Consider the following 20379-nt stretch of genomic DNA (forward strand, 5'->3'; position numbering starts at 1 on the left):
AGTGCTTTCCCCAAGGCATTTAAATAATTCATCTTCAAATGACTTATTTAAATATCTGTAATCGAATACACGTATTGCTGTGTGTAGTCTTTGCCTGTCATCTTAGACGGGCTTTTTTTTTACTTATTATTGCAAAAAATCCGCAACCTAAGCTGCGGATAATTAAATGTCTCTCTATCGGTATAACCCGAGTCCAATCAATGCTTAGTATGTTGCGCCAAACTGACCCACGTTTGTACTACGGTGTCTGGGTTAAGGGACAAGCTGTCAATCCCCTGCTCCATCAGCCATAAAGCAAAATCCTCATGGTCTGACGGACCCTGACCACAAATCCCCACATACTTGCCTTGACGTTTCGCCGCCTGAATGGCCATCGACAGCAACGCCTTAACGGCTTCATTGCGCTCATCAAACAGTTCAGAAACCACACCGGAGTCGCGATCCAGACCCAATGTTAACTGAGTCATATCATTGGAGCCGATAGAGAAGCCATCAAAATGCTCTAGGAATTGATCCGCCAGCAATGCATTGGACGGGATTTCGCACATCATAATAAGCTTCAGGCCATTCTCACCACGTTTCAGCCCTTGTCTTGCCAGTTCTGCCACCACCGCCTCTGCCTGAGCCACTGTACGTACGAAAGGCACCATGACTTCGACGTTAGTCAACCCCATCACATTTCGCACCCGCTTAACTGCCTCACACTCCAGTGCGAAACAATCACGGAAGCTGTCTGCGACATAACGACCCGCCCCACGGAAACCTAACATCGGATTCTCTTCATGTGGCTCATAAGCTTCTCCGCCAACCAGATTGGCGTATTCGTTAGATTTAAAATCCGACAAGCGCACAATCACACGTTTTGGCCAGAAAGCGGCACCCAAGGTAGAGATCCCTTCGGTCAAACGACCAACGTAAAACTCGACCGGATCGTCATAACCCTTCATCAAGGCTTTGATTTCCGCCTGAATTGCAGGCTCCTGGCTATCGAATTCCAGCAATGCTTTAGGATGCACACCAATCATGCGGTTGATGATAAATTCCAGGCGCGCCAAGCCAACGCCGTCATTAGGGAGACGGGCAAAGTCGAAGGCTCGGTCTGGATTGCCAACGTTCATCATTATTTTCAACGGCAAATTAGGCAGTTCAGTAACTTGTGAGCTCTGAATCGAGAAATCGAGCAACTCTTGATAAACATAGCCCGTATCCCCTTCAGCACAGGAAACCGTAACCTTTTGCCCTTCTCTCAAAATATCAGTGGCATTACCACAACCCACAACGGCTGGGATCCCCAGCTCACGAGCGATGATTGCCGCATGGCAGGTACGCCCGCCACGGTTGGTCACAATCGCTGATGCTTTTTTCATGATCGGTTCCCAGTCAGGGTCCGTCATATCGGTTACCAGTACATCACCGGCCTGAATTCGATCCATCTCGCTGATATCATTAATCACCTTAACCGGCCCCGCACCAATACGATGACCAATGGCACGCCCCTCCACCAACACCTCACTTTGGGCATTCAGCAGATAACGCTCCATAACTTGCTCGTTGGAACGTACTGTTTCCGGGCGAGCTTGCACGATAAACAGCTTACCGGTATGACCATCTTTGGCCCACTCAATGTCCATCGGGCGGCCATAATGCTTTTCGATTGATAGTGCCTGATGCGCCAGCGCTTGCACCTCTTCATCACTGAGAGCGAAACGATTGCGTTGTGCTTCTGGCACATCTTCAATCTGCACCTGTTTGCCATGCTCCTGGCTTTCGGCATAGATCATGCGAATTTTTTTCGAACCCATAGTGCGGCGTACTATCGCGGGTTTGCCATTACGCAATGTTGGCTTATGGACATAAAACTCATCCGGGTTCACCGCTCCTTGCACCACCATTTCGCCTAAACCATAAGCTGCGGTGATAAAAACCACCTGATCGAAGCCTGATTCAGTATCAATAGTAAACATCACGCCCGCCGAAGCGAGATCAGAGCGCACCATCCGTTGTACACCAGCAGACAGCGCCACCCCACGGTGGTCGTAGCCTTGATGCACACGATAGGAAATAGCGCGATCATTGAACAGTGAGGCAAATACGTGCTTGATAGCAACCATCACCGCATCAATCCCCTGCACATTCAAGAAGGTTTCCTGCTGGCCGGCAAAGGAGGCATCTGGCATATCTTCGGCAGTAGCCGATGAACGCACGGCAAAAGAAGCCTCTGGCTCACCGTCAGCTAATTGTTGGTAGGCTTCATGAATAGCCTGTTCAAACTCGGGATGGAACGGCGTCTCAACCACCCATTGACGAATCTGCGCGCCCGCTTTGGCTAATGCTGCAATATCATCAACATTGGTCTGATCCAACAATTGATAAATGCGTTGGTTAACACCGCTTTGCTCCAGAAATTCGTTAAATGCTTGAGCTGTGGTAGCAAAACCATTAGGTACCGAAACACCCAGGTCTGAAAGATTGGTTATCATTTCACCCAGGGAGGCATTCTTGCCGCCTACCCGCTCAACATCGTTCATGCCAAGCTGATTGTACCAAAGCACATTGCACAGATTTAGGCCATTGTTGGACATCGAAACAATCCTTTTTACATTGTCTATTAATTATGGACGGTCAGTAGGGTACAGACGGAGGTATCACGGCTGACGAATCAGCTGTTTCAGACTAGCACAATGATCCATAGTCCATGGACAGGTGAATCGATCAACCCAACAAGAAAAGTTATTTTCAGGCGATTCTGACAGCAAACGCTTTACCGATAGGCCGAATCAGGCACACTGATTAGGCTAAACTTGTCACCAGATGCTCATTTATCAGTGCGAAAATCCGACCAGAAAAATACTCAGGAGTCAGCGTGGAGAGAAGTGTGTTTTATATTTCGGATGGTACCGCCATCACTGCAGAAGTGCTCGGTCATGCTGTCTTGTCGCAGTTCCCTGTTAAAGCCACTACCTTTACGCTGCCGTTTGTCGAAAGTGCTGCGCGTGCGCAAGAGGTTTGCCAGAAGATTAATCAGATATATCAAGACACTGGCGTTAGACCGCTGGTTTTTTATTCGATAATCAGCGCGGAAGTGCGTGAACTCATTCAGCACAGTGAAGGATTTTGTCAGGATATTGTGCAAGCACTGGTTGCCCCACTACAGGGCGAACTGGGGGTTGCCCCCCAGCCGGTGCTCAACCGAACCCACGGTCTTACTGAAAGCAATTTGGGCAAATACGATGCGCGGATTGCGGCTATCGACTACGCCCTGGCCCATGATGACGGTATTTCTCTGCGCAATCTGGACCAGGCACAGGTGATTCTATTGGGGGTTTCCCGTTGCGGTAAAACCCCAACCAGCCTCTATTTAGCCATGCAATTTGGGATTCGTGCTGCCAACTACCCATTTATCGCCGATGATATGGACAATTTGCAACTTCCCGCCGCGCTGAAACCTTTTCAGCAAAAACTGTTTGGTTTGACAATTAACCCTGAACGGCTGGCGGCAATCCGTGAAGAACGGCGTGAAAATAGCCGTTATGCCTCGCTGCACCAATGCCGAATAGAGGTGGGTGAAGTAGAAGCGCTATTTCGCAAGAATCAGATTCGCTATCTGAACTCCACTAACTACTCCGTTGAGGAAATCTCCACCAAAATCCTGGATATTTTAGGCATGAGTCGCCGCATGTTCTAATGGAATATTTGCCTGGGATATTATTTACAGTTTATTTCATCACAAATTGTATGAATCAAGGCCGTGGCGGTTGAATTCATTTAGTTTTGGTTTATTGTGATCGCCATCACTTCCCGGTATTCCTGCCGCAGAGAAGAACAGATTTAGAGAATTTCCATGCATAAAACAGATGAACTGCGGACTGCGCGCATCGATAGCTTAATCACGCCACAACAACTGGCGGAAAAATTACCGATTTCCGCCAGCATTGCCGATAACGTGACAGCGTCACGTAAACGAATTGAAAGGATCCTCACCGGCGAAGACTCCCGCTTGCTGGTGGTTGTCGGTCCCTGCTCGATTCACGACCTTGATGCCGCCATTGATTACGCCACCCGACTGAATGTATTACGCGAGCGCTATCAGGATCGCCTGGAAGTCGTCATGCGCACCTATTTCGAGAAACCGCGCACCGTCGTGGGTTGGAAGGGGTTGATTTCTGACCCGGCGTTGGATGGCTCATGTCAGGTCAATCGTGGGATTGAGATGGCGCGCAAACTGCTATTGGCAGTTAATGAGTTAGGTCTACCTACTGCCACCGAATTCCTTGATATGGTGACAGGTCAGTACATTGCCGACCTGATCAGTTGGGGGGCCATTGGCGCACGTACCACGGAAAGCCAGATTCATCGAGAAATGGCATCGGCCCTCTCCTGCCCGGTGGGTTTCAAAAATGGCACTGACGGCAATACTCGCATTGCAATTGATGCCATCCGTGCCGCGCAAGCCAGCCATATGTTTTTATCTCCGGATAAAAACGGCCAGATGACGATTTACCAAACCAGCGGCAACCCGCATGGGCACATTATTATGCGTGGCGGTCGGCAGCCTAATTATGGTGCATCTGATATTGCCACAGCCTGTGACAGCCTGCGTGAATTCGATTTACCGGAACATCTGGTGGTCGATTTTAGCCATGGTAATTGTCAGAAAATGCACCGCCGCCAGTTGGAAGTTGCCGCTGATATCGGGCAGCAAATCCGTAACGGTTCTAGCGCTATTGTCGGTGTGATGGCTGAAAGCTTCCTGATTGAGGGCTCGCAGAAAATTGTTGCGGGTCAAGCCTTGACCTACGGGCAGTCCATCACCGACCCGTGCCTAAACTGGGCGGATACTGAGCAATTATTGGGCTTGTTAGCGGATGCGGTCAGCAGTCGGTTTTGATTAACACACAGTGATAGAATGGTTTAACCGCTATAGCGGTTCTGTTCTATCACTGAATTAAATGTTCTACGCCCTCTCATACCGCTCAAACCCTTTTTCTACCAATCAATTCTAAACTATCTATCCAACATATTAATTACTAAGCAAAATAAAGTAATTAACATAAAAAGTAATAGAGATTGTTATTGAAACTATCCACACATGAAGATGATAATAATTATCACTTAACTGGATACTCTAAAGAATACTTCTTATGCGTAAGGGCACCTATCCTACTCAAGCCGTAAATTGCACACCAGACCCATTTCCTGCGGTGTTGCAATTATCCTGTATCAACAGCGGACAACTGCTTGGTCAACATGATGTCGTGGTGATCAATCACCAAGGGCAGCTCTATTATTTGCGCCAAACCAAAGCAGGAAAACTGATACTGACTAAATAATTTTTAGTCACTCAATGCTATTTGCAAAAAAAATCCACTACGCCAGCCACCTCATACTGAACACTAAGGCAGCCAGCAACTTATTGATTATGTTTAATAACATAGGGAGAGTTGCTCATGCTTCGTTTCTTTCGTTTATCTTTATGCAGTCTGGCAATAACAGTGGCGTTATCTCCACTGGCGACAGCCCATTCAGCACCCGCCAGTAAGAATCACACCCTTATTGTTACCGGAAATCAACCGACGACTGACAGTTTCACCCCCCCCGGCACAGTCACCGTCATTGATGCTGCATTACCAGACAAACAAACTGCCACCACCGCCGCAGAAATGCTGCAAAACGTACCCGGTGTGAGTGTTAGCGGTGTTGGGCGCACCAATGGACAGAACGTTAATATCAGAGGCTATGATCAGTATGGTGTGCTGGTGCTCATTGATGGTATTCGTCAGGGCATCACGGGGGCCAATATCAGTGGTACTTTCCTTGATCCGGCGCTGATAAAGCGGGTCAGCGTCATTCGTAGCCCATCAACATCAAGGTTTGGCAGTGGCGCCATGGGCGGGGTGATTGCTTACCAGACCATTGATGCGGCCGATTTGCTGGCAGAGGGCCAAAATCTTGGTTTCCGCGTCAGCGGTTATGGTGCCACGGGTTATCACAGTATCGGCTCTGGGATGTCCATTTTTGGCCGTACAGAGAGTCTTGATGGCATTGTCGCGCTAAGTAAACGTAAGGTCGGCAATATTTACCACGGTAACGGTAATGAAGCGCCGAATGATGAAACGATTAACAGCTTGATGTTTAAGGGCACCGCCTATCTTTCTGACAGCCAATCGTTAACCACCGCCTTGCGTTATTACAATAACCAGGCACTAGAACCGCGCATGGCTAACCTTAGTACACCTGACTTAAAATTTAATAAAAGTCCAATGATGAATCGTTCCACCCTGCAACGTGATGCCGAGTTAACCTACCGCCTGCAACCACAACACCTTGATTGGTTGGATGCCACCAGCCAACTCTACTATTCCGAGATCAATATTAGTGATGACGTCAATCGCGAAGGTTCAGGCCGCCGTAAACAGATCACCCACGGCATAAAGCTGGAAAATAACAGTAAGCTATTTGCCTACAGCCCAGTCGCACATTTGTTCACTTATGGTGTGGAAGCCTACCATCAAGAGCAAGTGCCAACCGGCGTTATTCGTAATTTTCCCCCTGCTGAAATCAAATTCTCCTCCGGTTGGTTGCAAGACGAAGTTACACTGCGTGATTTACCCGTTACCTTGCTGGTAGGCAGCCGCTTCGACAGTTATAAAAACAGCCGCATAGGATTTGCTGATAAGGAGGCAAAAAACTGGTCAACACGGGGGGCAATTACGATTGATCCAACCGATTGGTTGATGCTGTTTGGTGCTTACAGTCAGGCATTTCGTACCCCAACGCTAGCTGAGCTTTATAACAACTCGCTACACTTCTCTGCCGGATGGTTCTCTAATTACTGGTCCCCTAATCCAAACTTAAGACCAGAAAGCAACATCACCCGCGAAACGGGGTTCGGAGTGTATTTTGATAATCTATTTGCCGATAACGATTCAGTTAAATTTAAAGCCAGCTATTTTGATATCCACGCTAAAGACCGCATTACCAGTCATGTCAATATGATGAGCTCCGGCTACATCAATATCCCGCGCAGTAAAAGCTGGGGTTGGGATGTGTCATTGGATTACCAGAATCAATGGATTGACTGGACGCTGGCCTATAACCGCACTCGTGCTATTAATCTCGACACCCGCCAATTTATTAACAGTATCAATCCAGATACCGTCACCAGCAGGCTTAATATCCCTATTGCCAACAGTGGTTTTAGCACTGGCTGGATCCTGACAATGGCAGAAAATACCAAGTTTATGAAAAATAACGATGCCAAAACGTCGTCACGCCGTCCCTATGCGCCGCAAGCTGGTTATGCGGTCCATGACTTTTACCTAAGCTACCATGGGGCTGGCAGCTTGAATGGCCTCACCACCACCGCAGTATTGGGTAATGCATTCAATAAGGTGCACTACTCACCACAAGCAATCCCGCAGGATGGTCGTAATGCCAAACTATTAATCAGCTATCAGTGGTAATCACAAGGAAGCGGCTCATGGAAATATCACATTACCAACACTATCTCAACACTCGGCAGCAACACCCCAGCAAGCCTCTACACGATATCGCTCGTATGATGAATATCAGTGAAGCCGAGCTATTTTATGCGCGGGTAGGACAGGATGCGCAACGCCTGGATATCAGTGCCGATAGACTGCTGACTGAGTTAGCCAGTGTCGGTGTCACTAAATCGATCACCCGTAACGATTATGCAATACATGAGCATTGGGGTGAGTACCAGAATTTGCGCTTGCACGGTCACCTGGGTTTGGTTCTTAATCCACGCGCGCTGGATTTAAGGCTGTTTTTCCGTCAATGGGACAGCATTTTTAGCCTGAGCGAGGAGACACCACAGGGTAAGCAATTGAGTATTCACTGCTGTAATCTGCAAGGCAAGGCAATCCATCAAATCTACTGTACCGAAGAAACAGACCTTAACGCATGGCAGCAGTTGGTGGAAAAGTATCGCTGTGAAACCAATGCGCGGTTAGTGTTCTCCCCCACAGAGAAAGCGTTCACTCCAGAGACAGTCATTGATAACGCTGCGATAGATAATGAATGGCGCAAAATGAACGATATCCATCGGTTCTTTATGCTACTCAAACGCAATAAAATCACCCGCCGGCAAGCCTTCCGGGCTGTCGGTGATGATCTGGCTTATCCGGTTGATAATAAAGCATTAAGGCAAATTTTATATGCGGCACAGGCTTGCCAGAATGAAGTGATGATCTTTGTCGGTAACACCGGGTGTATGCAGATCTTCACTGGCGTGATAGAACAATTCATTGCCTGCCAGGGGAAGCAAACACCGCCGCCTCATTGGATGAGTGTGCTTAACCGCCGTTTTGCTTTGCACCTGCATGAGAATGCCATTGCAGAAAGTTGGGTAACCCGCAAACCGACCAGCGAGGGTTACATCTCAAGTCTGGAGCTGCTGGATACTCAAGGTAACCATATTCTGCAACTATTTGGGCAACGTAGCGAAGGCCAACCAGAGCAGCACCACTGGCATCAGCAACTGGCCGAATTGACTGCTATAGGCTCCGCTGATGAATAAATGGCTAATATTTATTGCCATTATAATTCCAATCAGTGGCATTGCCAGCCAACGCATTATCACACTCGGCAGTGATATCTCTGAAATCACCTACGCATTAGGCGTAGGTGCCAACATTGTGGCCAGGGATAGTGCCAGCCAACACCCCAGTGAATTGAAAACCTTACCCGACGTGGGTTACTTGCGACAACTCAATGCCGAAGGCATTCTCGCGTTACAACCTACGTTGGTGTTATGTCGTAAACAGGCTTCAGCGTCACGAGCGCTAAAGCAAATCACTGACTATGGGGTAAAGGTCATACTTATTCCCGCGGACAGTTCGCCACAAACAGTGGTAACTAAAATTCAGTTGATTGCCAGCGCAGTTAATCAGCAACAGAAAGGCCGGCAACTGATCAATCACTACCAGCAACAGCTGGCAATGATAGATTCCACACCATTGTCGGTAAAGGTTCTATTTATCATAAGCCACGCGGGGTTACCGCCGCTGGCTGCGGGTAAAAATACTGCTGCGGATAGCTTATTTCGCCTTTCAGGCCTGAACAACACCATGCAAAAATTCAGCGGATATCGCCCTTTATCACAAGAAGGGATTATCGCCAGTGCTCCTGACCTGCTGATTGTTACGTCATATAGCGTTAAATCACTGGGTGGTATTGATAATATATGGCGTTTACCGGGAATAGCTCTGACTCCTGCGGGTAAAAAGCAACGATTACTGGTAATTGATGATAGAGCATTACTGAGTTTTGGCCTGCAAACACCCCAAGTTCTACAACAGTTGCGGAGTGCCGGGGAGTCTAGCCGGTAAAAGCGTCTTCTGTTAGCGACGAGTAGGAGTGATTGCAATACCTTTCATCCTTGAAGCCGCAGCTAAGTTAGCGGCTGTTACTCACCCGAGTCACTGAATACGTTGGATATGCAACCAACTAACTGGAACAGGAGATTTCCAGATGTTTCCCCCAGTCAGGGGGTAATGCCGCCAAGTCATCAAATTCAGGTTGCTCTGCGAAAGGATGCTGTAATGCCTGATGCAATCGCTGTAGCGGTTGAATATCATCCTTTTCAGCGTGATCAATCACTTGCTGTGCCAGGTAGTTACGCAATATATATTTCGGGTTAACCGCTTTCATCAATTGCTGACGCTGAACATCGTCAATCGGCTCTTGTTGCAGACGTGTACGATAACGGTGGTACCAACTGTCAAAACCGGCTCTATCGATAAAATCATCACGTAGTGGCGATTGCGCCGAATGCATTTCAACCTGGCTCAACAAGCGGAATGTGCGGGTATAATCTCGCCCCTCTTGAATCATCAAACTCAATAATCCTGTCAGTAACTCGTTATCCTGGCTGCTGTTTTCGACAAAACCTAGTTTAGCGCGCATCTGTTGGCCATAAGCTGCCATTAACTCTGGCTCATAAGCCCCTAGTGCCAACTGTAGCTGCTCCACCGACATTAAGCCGGACAACGCCTGCCCCAACCGATGCAGATTCCATAATGCGACCGCGGGCTGATTATCGAAAGCATAACGCCCCTGACCATCAGAGTGATTGCAAATATATCCCGGTACATAGTCATCAAGAAAACCAAATGGACCATAGTCTATGGTAATACCAAGAATCGACATATTATCGGTATTCATCACACCATGAGCAAAACCGACCGTTTGCCAATGAGCGATTAAACGTGCCGTGCGTTTTACCACATCAGTAAACCACAACAGGTAACTTTCCGGTTGACCGGCCCATTGCGGCCAGTGACGAGCAATAACATAATCAGCCAACTGTCTGACCTGTGCAGGCTGCTGTCGATAATAGAAGTGTTCGAAATGGCCAAAACGAACATGACTTTCAGCCACGCGTAATAGCATCGCCCCACGTTCTGGTTGCTCACGATAAACAGGATGTTCGCTGGTAACAATGGTCAGTGCACGGCTGGTAGGTATTCCTAGATGGTGCAATGCTTCGGAGGCTAAAAACTCCCGGACGACTGAGCGCAAAACGGCCCGCCCATCCCCCATGCGGGAATAAGGGGTTAACCCTGCGCCTTTCAAATGCCAATCCATACTGCGGCCGTCACTGAGTTGTTGTTCCCCGAGCAAAATCCCACGGCCATCCCCGAGCTGCCCTGCCCATACGCCGAACTGGTGGCCACTATATACTTGTGCCAGCGGCTCCATACCTGGTAGCAAAGCCTCTCCTGCCCATACGCTGGCTTTCGGCAAACTAAACCAACTCTCATCCAGCCCAAGCTCCTGCGCTAAAGGGGAACTGTGGTACAGCAAGCGTGCCCCCTTTAACGGCGTTGGTTGCAAGTGAGTATAAAAACCGCTCAATTGCTGCCCGTAGCTATTATTAAATTGAGGCGTATTCTCAGATTCTGAAGCGCTATCTGATGGAATAAAGTTAAAAGGGGTCATCAGCGTAATACCTCAGCCAGCCAGTGACTAACTTGCAACAGCTCAGCGTGTGACTCAGGAAAATCATCGCTTAATTGCTGACAAACAACGTTAATAGCCTCGGGACGATACACCGTCCCTTGTAGCCGCGCAGCCAAAGCTTCCAGCGGAGCCGGATTCAAACTATCCGTAAAGATTTGGCAGCGAGCGATGGCACCCTGTAATACATCAAAATGCAGTTCAATTCCGCCCCAAATAAAACGGGTATCGACTAAGTGGCTAAAGGCGGGGGCCTGACCGAAATTCCATTCCCAGCTACTCTGTTTAGCAAATTGTTCGGTAAAACCAGGTAGGTCGGGCAATACTTGTGGGGAGATTCTTTCCGCCAGCACCTTTTCATTATAATAATCGAAAAAAGCCTGCTCAATGGCGACACAAATCTGTTGATGCTCAATTCCCGGTAATAGCTCCACCAGATTGGTGACTCGGGAGCGCACTGATGTAATCCCTTTGGCCTGCAATTTTTTCGGATCAGGATTAAGGTAATCGGCCAAACGACTCAGATCCGCACTCAATAACAATGTGCCATGATGAAAACCACGATCTTTGGTCTCTTTATACGCCGAGCCCGAAACTTTGCGCTCATCATCACCGTTCTTAACCACCAAATCATTACGACCTGAAGCGGTGGCCTGAATTCCGAGCGAGGCTAACGCAGTAAGAATAATTTGAGTGGAGACCGTTTTATCATATTCAGGTTTACCCGCCATAAAGGTGAAACAGGTATTGCCCAAATCATGAAATACCGCCCCGCCGCCGCTGCTGCGCCGAGCCAGCTTCACGCCATCTTGCTCCATTTGGCGCGTATTACACTCTTTCCATGGATTCTGAGCACGGCCTATCACCACGGTGTCAGCATTACGCCACAAAAATAACACTCGCTGATCCGGGGACATCTGACGGAAAATGCACTCTTCTACCGCCAGATTAAACCAGGGGTCATAAGAATCAGAAATGAGTAAGCGAAGGGATGACATAAACGCGGCTCCGAACCAAAATAAGCAGCTATTAAGATAACATAACCAACGCCGATATCTTTAGGTTCGAGGATTCATTCTGTATTGATTAAGAACTATATCGAAAATGCATCAAATGCGACGCGCTTGCCAGTACACACGTTTCCAATAAACATTTTCTAGCGATGAACGGATCACACCTTTACTCGTTGAGGCATGAATAAATTCATCATTAGTATCGTAAATACCGACATGCAGCCCATTTTGTCCACTGCCAGTTTTGAAAAACACCAAGTCGCCAGGCATGAGTTCATCACGAGAGACTTTAGTGCCTAAGGTGGTCTGCGCTGCTGTTGTTCGGGGTAATTGCATATCAAAACGATCACGGAATGTGCGGTAAACAAACCCTGAACAATCAACCCCACTTTGATCCAGCCCACCATTACGGTATGGCGTTCCTTCCCATTGACGCAGTTGTTCATTCAGTTTAGCAACTACCACAATAGAATCTGATAAGTGACCACTCGGTGTTGGAGCATGGCTGCTACAACCAGCAAGAATCATACTGACCAAAAAGATCCAGAAACGCATCCGCATCGAGATATCACCAGGGTAAGGCTTAGCCAATCCACCGCACAGCAAGCTATTCGGCGCTATATCTGGCCAGCAAGAGGTACCAGTAGAGCTAATTTAGCTATCGAGTCTGGAAAAAACAAGTTATATGAATGAGATAATAGATTTAATCACTTTTTATGGGTTTGGTGTGAATCAGCCATATCCCCAGTAGGATAAACCCCGCCCCTAACGTTTTTAATAACGTCGCCGACTCATTGAACCAGGGTAACAATACAGCGGCTAAATAGACGAGCGCATAACTAAGACTCAGTAATGGATAGGCTCGATTGAGTGGCAAATACCTTAAGGCAAAAAACCAGCACAACATAGATACTGCATAGCCGGCTAGCCCGAAAGTTACCGCCATTAATTGTGTCAGATGATGTGCTAAAAACTGACCATTAATATCTGCCAACGATATTAATGGGGTATGCATCATCCCCCACTTCAACATGAGTTGGGCCATGGTCACCAACACCACACTGCCTATTCCCCACAGGTAACCTTTCATAAATGCCAACTAATCAAAAGGATGCCAAACATAATGGCGGCAACACCCAACCAATGGCGAGAAGTTGTCTTTTCTCCATAAAACAACTGCGCGGCCAAGGTCACCAACACAAAGTTAAAGCTTAATAGCGGGTAAGCCACACTCAAAGGCAGATGTTGCAATAAACGTAACCACAGCACCATTCCTAAGCCCAGCAATATCACTGCGATAGCAAGCCAACGCAGTGTTGGCGCAAGCCGTTTTTCACCAGATTGCCCCCAACATTGTGCAGCTTGCTTCTGACACAGTTGCCCCGCACAGGTCAATAAACTGACAACTATCAATAGCAAATAATTTGTCATGGTGTCTTTTGGTACCACAAAAGTGCCAAACGATTCATTAAATTAACCTTGTCGGCTACCGGATAATGGGCAGAGATGTCCTCACCGCGAGATAATTGCACAACTAACGACACGTCACCTTGCTGCCTTGCATGAGCCAACCATTCACTAAAATCTTTATTGCTAATGTATTTATCTTTGCTGTCAGCATAGTTCAGCCCATAAGACAGCTCGCCCTTTTCGCTGAACATCAGTATATCGCTACGTTTCAGTTGCCACGCTAACCCTGCCGCTACCCCCGCACTGTCGGTAAGCACATAGCGACTGCTGCTCAACGCATCAAAATTATTCTGAATAAAATTTTGCGGCTGTTTGGAATCAATAACCTGTTGAGGAATCAGGTAACCCACCAGCAAAACCAACAATAATGGACAGGCGGCAGCCCAACGCCAATAACGGGCGTTATTATACAATGTAATCAGCCCCACCAACCCCCATCCAGTAAAGGCGACTATCCCCAACACTACTTTCTGCTGCTCGTGTGGCCCATAGGCGACCAAGTGCCCTACCAAATTCAAACCAATAACTAACACCGCCAGCGCGCAAACTAATCCAAAAATAAGATTTATTGCACCATTTATTTTCAGCGCGCGCATACGCATGTTACTGGCGCAATCTGTTGCATATGCCGCCATCAGTAAAGATAGTGGAGCCATACATGGCAAGATATACGTTGGGAGTTTTCCTTTAGCCACACTGAAGAATAACAACGGCATGACGACCCAACTGAGCAAAAAGAACAGCTCTGGTTTTGCCACCCGTTCACGCCACCCTTTAAGTAACGCTCCCGGTAATAACCCCAACCACGGCAATACACCGATGCAAAGAATAGGCAGGTAATACCAAATGGGGGCTTTATGTTGAGCATCTTTTTCAGCGAATCTCTGAATATGTTCAACCCAAAAGAAGTAATGCCAGAAATCGGGTTCACGTTGCGCGATGGCCAATGCCCACGGCAAGCTCAAGATTACCGCACCCAATATCGCTATCGGGCCAAAAATGATGAGTTCTTTTATTCGCTTTTGCTGTATGACAATAGGCAATACCGAAATAACCGGCACGGCCAACGCCAGAAAACCTTTGGTCATAAAGCCCATGCCACAAGCAAGGCCGAGCAAAAGGTAAGCCCCCACCTTCTGCGCCAAGGTTTCGGCCTGCAATGTGAGATAAAAACAGACCATTGAAGCGGTCAGCCATAATGAAATCATCGGGTCCAATACCGCATAGGAGCCGATACTAAATACCAACAACATGGAGAGATAAATTAATGTCGCCAGTACCGATGTGGAGCGATTACGCCACAATAAAGTCGCTAACCAATAGACTAATATTGCACTTAGCGCGGTACTAAAAATGGAACCAAATCGGACGGCAAAATTAGTGTCGCCAAATATCCACTGGCTAATATTATTAAACCAATATCCAGCGATAGGCTTTTCGAAATAGCGGATCCCCAGAAAATGCGGCACAACCCAATCACCACGTTGCAACATTTCCCGGCTAATCTCAGCGTAGCGAGTTTCGTCAGGTTGCCACAGTAAACGACTATTGATTGGCAATAGGTATAGCAAAGCAAAAAACAACGCCAACAGTGCTGCCCCGCCTCCTTTTAACAGTTTCATCCGACATCCTTAATTTTTGTCTGACACCCTAACCAACCCTCTCGGCCAGGAAAGGTGGTACGCTCGACGGTCCCTATCGGCAATAAATCTAAATCATCGGGTAATAACTCTCGAAGCGGGCAAAACTGGATACCTTGTTTTTTGGCCTGGACTAATAATTGCTCAAACATTACTGCCTGAGACATCCCTTCAACTTCAGCATGAATGGTATAAACCGAGACACCTCTATCACGCAAAATAGCTTCAATGATGAAATTATTAAAATCCTCAGCCCGCACTTCACTCCCTACGACTTCATCGTACGTTGGCAACGTAACAGGAATTTGTACACTGCCAAGACTGCCATCAGGTAATAGGGGGCGGAAAGGATGAGTACCACGACAATCACTGTTATAACGAAAAGCGAACGGTTGCTTGATGGCTAACACCCGCGAGTCTGCACGCCAGCCGGCAGCCGCGGAACAAGTTACCGGCTGCCCAATGCTGTTCTGTAATGCATCCACACCCCATTGAACCTGCTCAGTTAGCTGTTGTGTTGACCACGATGCAACCTTAGCTTGCCAGCCTTGATGATCCCATGCATGCAAACCAACCTCATGCCCTGCTTGTAACGTGGCTTTCATTAATGAGCCAAGGTCTTTACCGATTTTTTTACCCGGCCAGGCGGTTCCGGCCAGTAAGATATCCCAGCCATAAAGCGAAGCGGCATTAGAACGCAACATCTTCCACAAGAAACGAGGTCGGAAAAGACGCCACAAGTGACGCCCCATATTATCTGGGCCAACACTGAAGAAAAAGCTGGCGCTGATATCATACTGTTCCAATACAGCAAGTAATGATGGCACACCTTCTTTTGTTCCACGGTAGGTATCCACATCAATTCTTAGTCCAACTTGCTTCATAGATAATGCTCATCCTTTTGGGTTTCACCCAGTTCCAGTACAGCACCACGAAGGAAGAAATCCAAGGTTTCGCTGACAGTTTGCTGCAAAGCGATTTCTGGCTGCCAATGTAAAATACGTCGCGCATTCGTGATGCTGGGGGTGCGATATTCGACATCCTGATAGCCTTTACCATAATAGGCACTGCTTTCGATATCTTTAAAGCCAGCAAATGGTGGGAAGTGACCACGTAATTGATGTTTTTCAAAACTACTCAGCAGCATTTGCGCTAATTCGCGAATACTGGCCTCATTCGTCGGGTTACCAATATTGATTATCTGACCATCACAGCAGCCATCATTGTTCTCAATAATGCGAAATAGCGCTTCAATGCCATCATGAATATCAGTAAAACAGCGTTTTTGCGCGCCACCATCAACCAGTTGAATAGGAGAGCCTTCAACCAGATTTAATATCAATTGTGTAATGGCGCGGGAACTACCAATACGAGCAGCGTCAAGGTTATCCAAACGTGGCCCCATCCAGTTAAATGGGCGGAACAATGTGAATCTGAGGTTTTCTTTCGCACCATAAGCCCAGATAACACGATCCAATAATTGTTTGGATACCGAATATATCCAGCGTTGTTTGTTAATTGGCCCAACAATCAGTCGCGAACTGTCCTCGTCAAACTCTTTGTCATCACACATACCATAAACTTCAGAAGTGGATGGGAAGACAATACGTTTATTGTATTTAACGCAATCGCGAACAATCTTTAAATTTTCTTCAAAATCTAATTCGAAAACACGCAGTGGATTGCGGGTATATTCAATTGGCGTCGCAATAGCCACCAGCGGCAAAATGACATCACATTTTTTAATATGATATTCGATCCATTCGGAATGAATACTGATGTCGCCTTCCACGAAATGGAAGAAAGGGTTATCCAAGAAACGACTAATAGCATCAGAACCAATATCCAGACCATAGACTTCGTAACGGTCATCACGCAACAAGCGTTCGGTTAAGTGATTACCAATGAAGCCGTTCACACCAAGGATCAGTACACGGGTACGTCTTTTCAAAGCATTGCTTGGTCTGTTAGCTAAACGCACATCCGTGACAATGCCCATTTCTTGGGCTAATCGACTACCCTGAACATACAAACCCGCGTCTCCCTGACCAGTAACAATCTCCAGCGCACCTTCACCGCAGGCGACAACTAAAGGTGAAATTGAGAGTATGGTGCCGGGTAACTTTCCGTGTGCCATCTTCAGCGGTCGCGCACGCCAGATGATGAGTTTACGCTGCCCAAGATAGCTGAATGCACCGGGATAAGGCTCCGTCACGGCACGAACTAAATTATTGATATCTGATGCTGACTTTTGCCAATTGACCTCTCCATCAGCAGCAGTTCGTCGGCCAAAATAGCTGGCATCGGCTTCTTTTTGTGGTGTCAGATGCAGTGAAGAACACTTCATTTTTGGCAATAAATCACGTAACAACTCTTGCGACGCTTCACGCATTTTTGCATGTAATGTCAATGCAGTATCTGTATCGCTGATGGTAACTTTGTGTTGGCCCACAATTGGGCCTGCATCAGCTTTTTTTACCATTTGGTGCAAGGTTACACCTGTTTCGGTCTCCCCATTAACCAGCGCCCAGTTAATCGGAGCACGCCCACGGTATTTCGGCAACAAGGAGCCGTGTAAATTGAACCCTCCTTGCGGTGCTAACGACAAAATTTCATCACACAGCATATTGCGATAATAGAAAGAGAAAATAATATCCGGCTGTAATTGCTTAATACGCTCAACCCATAACGGATGATTGGCATCATCCGGTGCAAATACAGGAAGTTCTAAATCAGCAGCAACCCGGGCCACTGAAGAGAAAAAACGATTCTCATTAGGATCGTCAGTATGGGTAAATACTGCCTGAATATCGTAACCTGCTGCTACTAGTGCTTTTAGACCTACACAGCCAATATCATGATAGGCAAATACAATCGCTTTCATTTTTCTACTTCCTGATTATTGTCGGTATGCTCTGTCCCGACCACTTTCTGTATGAAATAACGTGGGCGCGCGCGCACATCGTTATAAATTCGACCGATGTATTCACCGAGTAGCCCCATACCAACGAATTGGGCACCGATGAACATGAACAACACGGCAAAGAGCGTAAAGACACCGCCGCCTGCCCATTCCGGGCCAAATACCAAACGCAAAACCACTAACAGCACCGCAAGAGTAAAACCAGAAAGTGCAATGACACTGCCCACCAGGCTTAACAGACGTAATGGGGTCGTTGTCAGGCAAGTTATCAAGTCATACATGAGATTAATGAGCTTCATCAGGCTGTATTTTGAGTCACCGAATTCGCGCTCAGCATGATGAACTGTAATTTCAGTGGTACGGCGGGCAAAGGTGTTTGCCAGAATGGGAATAAAGGTACTGCGTTCGTGACAGTGTAACATTGCTTCTACGATATGACGGCGGTAGGCTCGTAACATGCAGCCATAGTCACCCATAGATTTACCTGTAGCACGTTGAATCATCAGATTAATCAAACGGGAGGCTGTTTTACGAAACAGCGAATCTTGCCGATTAGCGCGCACAGTCCCGACGACGTCGTAGCCCTCTTCTGCCACACTGACCAGCCGTGGGATTTCCTCCGGCGGGTTTTGCAGATCAGCATCAAGTGTAATGACCAAATCACCACTAACCTGATTGAATCCAGCCATAATGGCTGAATGTTGGCCATAATTACGATTTAGCAAAACTGCGATTATGTGGTTTTCAGGTACGTTCGCCGCTGTTGTCAAAATTTCAGCAGAACTATCACTACTCCCGTCATCAACCAGAATAATTTCATAAGGTTGGGTGAGTAACTTACAGGCAGCCGACGTCCTCTCTATTAATGCCGGCAAGCTCTCTTGCTCGTTATAAACAGGGATAACTATTGATACTTTTTTGATTTGCTCATTTTGTAACACGGTGCGGCCCTATAATAGTTGCCAATGCATCAACTACCCGGTCAACATCACTGTCTAGCATGTCGGGGAAAAGGGGCAATGTGCATAATCTGGCGGAATTCCACTCGGTATTGGGTAAGTGCAACTGTGGATAGCGTTCGCGATAATACTTTTGAGTATGGGCGGCACGAAAATGCAGACCAGTACCAATTCCTGACTCTTTCAACCGCTCCATCAGTGAGTCGCGACTCATTGCGCAGCGACCTTCATCAACACGCACCATAAACAGATGCCATGCATGGAGATGGGCATAGTCGGGAACCGCCAGGGGTTGCAAGGGGGAATCGTTCAATGCCTTATAGTAGCGGGCAACTAATTCTTGGCGACGGGCATTGATTTCAGGTAAACGCCTGAGTTGCACTACCGCAATCGCTGCGTGAATATCAGATAAGTTATATTTATAACCAGGCACTATGACTTCGGCCTGTGGGCTACGCCCTTGTCGCTGTCGATCAAAGGCATCCACACCCAGGCCATGAAACTTAAGTTGCCGTACTTTGTCGGCTAGCTCATCATCATCAGTAGCAATTAAGCCGCCTTCAGCACAAGTCATGTTTTTAATGGCATGGAAAGAGAAAATAGCGGTGCCCTTCTCGCCAATCCATTGATTACCATAGCGGGTGCCAGCAGCATGGGCCGCATCTTCAATCAATGGGATACCTTGATGCTGAGCAATTAAACGCAAAGCATCAAGATCACAGGGAGCGCCGGCATAATGTACCGGGATAATGGCTTTGGTTTTTGCGGTGATAGCTGCTGCAACATCCGCAGCATTTACCATTAAAGTGTCGCGATCAACATCAATCATTACCGGCTCAGCGCCCAGCAACACAATCATATTAAGAGTAGAAACCCACGTTTGAGACGGGGTAATAACTTCATCCCCTGGGCCAATACCCAAGGCCATCAAGGTGATATGCATTCCCGCAGTGGCCGAACTGACAGCAATAGCATGCTTGCAACCAAATGCCTTACAAAAATCAGTTTCTAACTGTTGATTCTGTGGGCCGGTGGTTATCCAACCTGAGCCTAATACATTTATGACCGCATTAATTTCGTCCGTACCGATTGACGGACGTGAAAATGGCAAAAAATTCTGCATTGAATAATCCCTTAGGACACCAGAGCTGTCGGCAACTATATGCTCACTTAAGTTAACGAAAACTAAACGCCCATCAGATAAACCGGTGGTCTGCTAGGGTCAACTCTAGTCCATTAACCTTAAATAAACCTTAAGATAGCGTTTTTTTGCTGATATATTCAGAAAGGGTATGTCACGAAGAAAGGAATTGGTTTTCATATAAAAATCAAACAACTAACATAAAACACTGTGGGATGTTTCATCACAATGATTTAATAGATTTTATCTG

At 47.2% G+C, this 20379-nt stretch carries 17 protein-coding genes and 1 other RNA gene; 7 read left to right on the top strand and 11 right to left on the bottom strand.

Features of this window, described 5'->3' with window-relative positions; genetic code table 11:
- Positions 1–17: 17 nt before the first annotated feature.
- Positions 18–122, top strand: an RNA gene (gene rprA, locus V2A85_RS12940) — antisense sRNA RprA.
- Between the two features lie 75 nt (positions 123–197).
- Here rprA and ppsA read toward each other — a convergent pair.
- Positions 198–2582 (bottom strand): phosphoenolpyruvate synthase, encoded by a 2385-nt coding sequence (gene ppsA / locus V2A85_RS12945; RefSeq protein ID WP_372559129.1) that lies wholly within the window; start codon positions 2580–2582, stop codon positions 198–200.
- Positions 2583–2863: 281 nt separating this feature from the next.
- Here ppsA and ppsR point away from each other — a divergent pair, with 281 nt between their 5' ends.
- The 6 genes from ppsR to V2A85_RS12975 all read left to right on the top strand — a co-directional run bounded on the left by ppsR (position 2864) and on the right by V2A85_RS12975 (position 9353).
- Positions 2864–3685 (top strand): pyruvate, water dikinase regulatory protein, encoded by an 822-nt coding sequence (gene ppsR / locus V2A85_RS12950; RefSeq protein WP_083158716.1) that lies wholly within the window; start codon positions 2864–2866, stop codon positions 3683–3685.
- Positions 3686–3841: 156 nt separating this feature from the next.
- Positions 3842–4888: a 3-deoxy-7-phosphoheptulonate synthase gene (locus V2A85_RS12955; protein ID WP_420071605.1), complete on the top strand. Its 1047-nt coding sequence runs from the start codon at positions 3842–3844 to the stop codon at positions 4886–4888.
- A 253-nt stretch (positions 4889–5141) separates the two neighbouring features.
- A complete protein-coding gene (gene hemP / locus V2A85_RS12960) occupies positions 5142–5330 on the top strand; it encodes a hemin uptake protein HemP (protein ID WP_372559131.1) in 189 nt (62 codons plus the stop codon).
- Positions 5331–5447: 117 nt separating this feature from the next.
- Positions 5448–7463, top strand: a complete 2016-nt coding sequence (locus V2A85_RS12965; RefSeq protein WP_420071606.1) for a TonB-dependent hemoglobin/transferrin/lactoferrin family receptor — start codon at positions 5448–5450, stop codon at positions 7461–7463.
- A 17-nt stretch (positions 7464–7480) separates the two neighbouring features.
- Positions 7481–8542 (top strand): hemin-degrading factor, encoded by a 1062-nt coding sequence (locus tag V2A85_RS12970; protein WP_420071607.1) that lies wholly within the window; start codon positions 7481–7483, stop codon positions 8540–8542.
- Entirely contained in the window at positions 8535–9353 is an 819-nt protein-coding gene (locus V2A85_RS12975) for a heme/hemin ABC transporter substrate-binding protein (RefSeq protein ID WP_420071608.1), read from the top strand. The genes V2A85_RS12970 and V2A85_RS12975 overlap by 8 nt, the downstream gene beginning before the upstream one ends.
- A gap of 118 nt (positions 9354–9471) precedes the next feature.
- Here V2A85_RS12975 and V2A85_RS12980 read toward each other — a convergent pair whose 3' ends face one another.
- From V2A85_RS12980 to arnB, 10 genes are all read right to left on the bottom strand, one after another.
- Positions 9472–10965, bottom strand: coding sequence for a protein adenylyltransferase SelO (locus V2A85_RS12980; protein WP_420071609.1), 1494 nt, complete (start codon positions 10963–10965; stop codon positions 9472–9474).
- Entirely contained in the window at positions 10965–11981 is a 1017-nt protein-coding gene (locus V2A85_RS12985; RefSeq protein WP_420071610.1) for a lipoate--protein ligase A, read from the bottom strand. The genes V2A85_RS12980 and V2A85_RS12985 overlap by 1 nt, the downstream gene beginning before the upstream one ends.
- A 111-nt stretch (positions 11982–12092) precedes the next feature.
- The gene (locus V2A85_RS12990) at positions 12093–12557 is read right to left on the bottom strand and encodes an NlpC/P60 family protein (RefSeq protein ID WP_083158708.1); all 465 of its coding nucleotides are present in this window, start codon (positions 12555–12557) and stop codon (positions 12093–12095) included.
- A 142-nt stretch (positions 12558–12699) separates the two neighbouring features.
- A complete protein-coding gene (gene arnF / locus V2A85_RS12995; RefSeq protein ID WP_372559137.1) occupies positions 12700–13086 on the bottom strand; it encodes a 4-amino-4-deoxy-L-arabinose-phosphoundecaprenol flippase subunit ArnF in 387 nt (128 codons plus the stop codon).
- Complete coding sequence (gene arnE, locus V2A85_RS13000; RefSeq protein ID WP_083158706.1) at positions 13083–13427, bottom strand: 4-amino-4-deoxy-L-arabinose-phosphoundecaprenol flippase subunit ArnE; 345 nt, start codon at positions 13425–13427, stop codon at positions 13083–13085. The genes arnF and arnE overlap by 4 nt, the downstream gene beginning before the upstream one ends.
- Complete coding sequence (gene arnT / locus V2A85_RS13005) at positions 13424–15088, bottom strand: lipid IV(A) 4-amino-4-deoxy-L-arabinosyltransferase (protein ID WP_372559138.1); 1665 nt, start codon at positions 15086–15088, stop codon at positions 13424–13426. Before arnT ends, arnE begins: the two co-directional genes overlap by 4 nt.
- Complete coding sequence (gene arnD / locus V2A85_RS13010) at positions 15085–15990, bottom strand: 4-deoxy-4-formamido-L-arabinose-phosphoundecaprenol deformylase (protein WP_372559139.1); 906 nt, start codon at positions 15988–15990, stop codon at positions 15085–15087. Before arnD ends, arnT begins: the two co-directional genes overlap by 4 nt.
- Positions 15987–17990, bottom strand: a complete 2004-nt coding sequence (gene arnA, locus V2A85_RS13015; protein ID WP_372559140.1) for a bifunctional UDP-4-amino-4-deoxy-L-arabinose formyltransferase/UDP-glucuronic acid oxidase ArnA — start codon at positions 17988–17990, stop codon at positions 15987–15989. The genes arnD and arnA overlap by 4 nt, the downstream gene beginning before the upstream one ends.
- Positions 17987–18970, bottom strand: coding sequence for an undecaprenyl-phosphate 4-deoxy-4-formamido-L-arabinose transferase (arnC, locus tag V2A85_RS13020; protein WP_372559141.1), 984 nt, complete (start codon positions 18968–18970; stop codon positions 17987–17989). Before arnC ends, arnA begins: the two co-directional genes overlap by 4 nt.
- Complete coding sequence (arnB, locus tag V2A85_RS13025; RefSeq protein WP_372559142.1) at positions 18957–20111, bottom strand: UDP-4-amino-4-deoxy-L-arabinose aminotransferase; 1155 nt, start codon at positions 20109–20111, stop codon at positions 18957–18959. The genes arnC and arnB overlap by 14 nt, the downstream gene beginning before the upstream one ends.
- Positions 20112–20379 lie beyond the last annotated feature (268 nt).

It is taken from the genome of Yersinia sp. 1252 StPb PI (genome assembly GCF_048593885.1).
GTDB classification, from domain to species: domain Bacteria; phylum Pseudomonadota; class Gammaproteobacteria; order Enterobacterales; family Enterobacteriaceae; genus Yersinia; species Yersinia enterocolitica_E.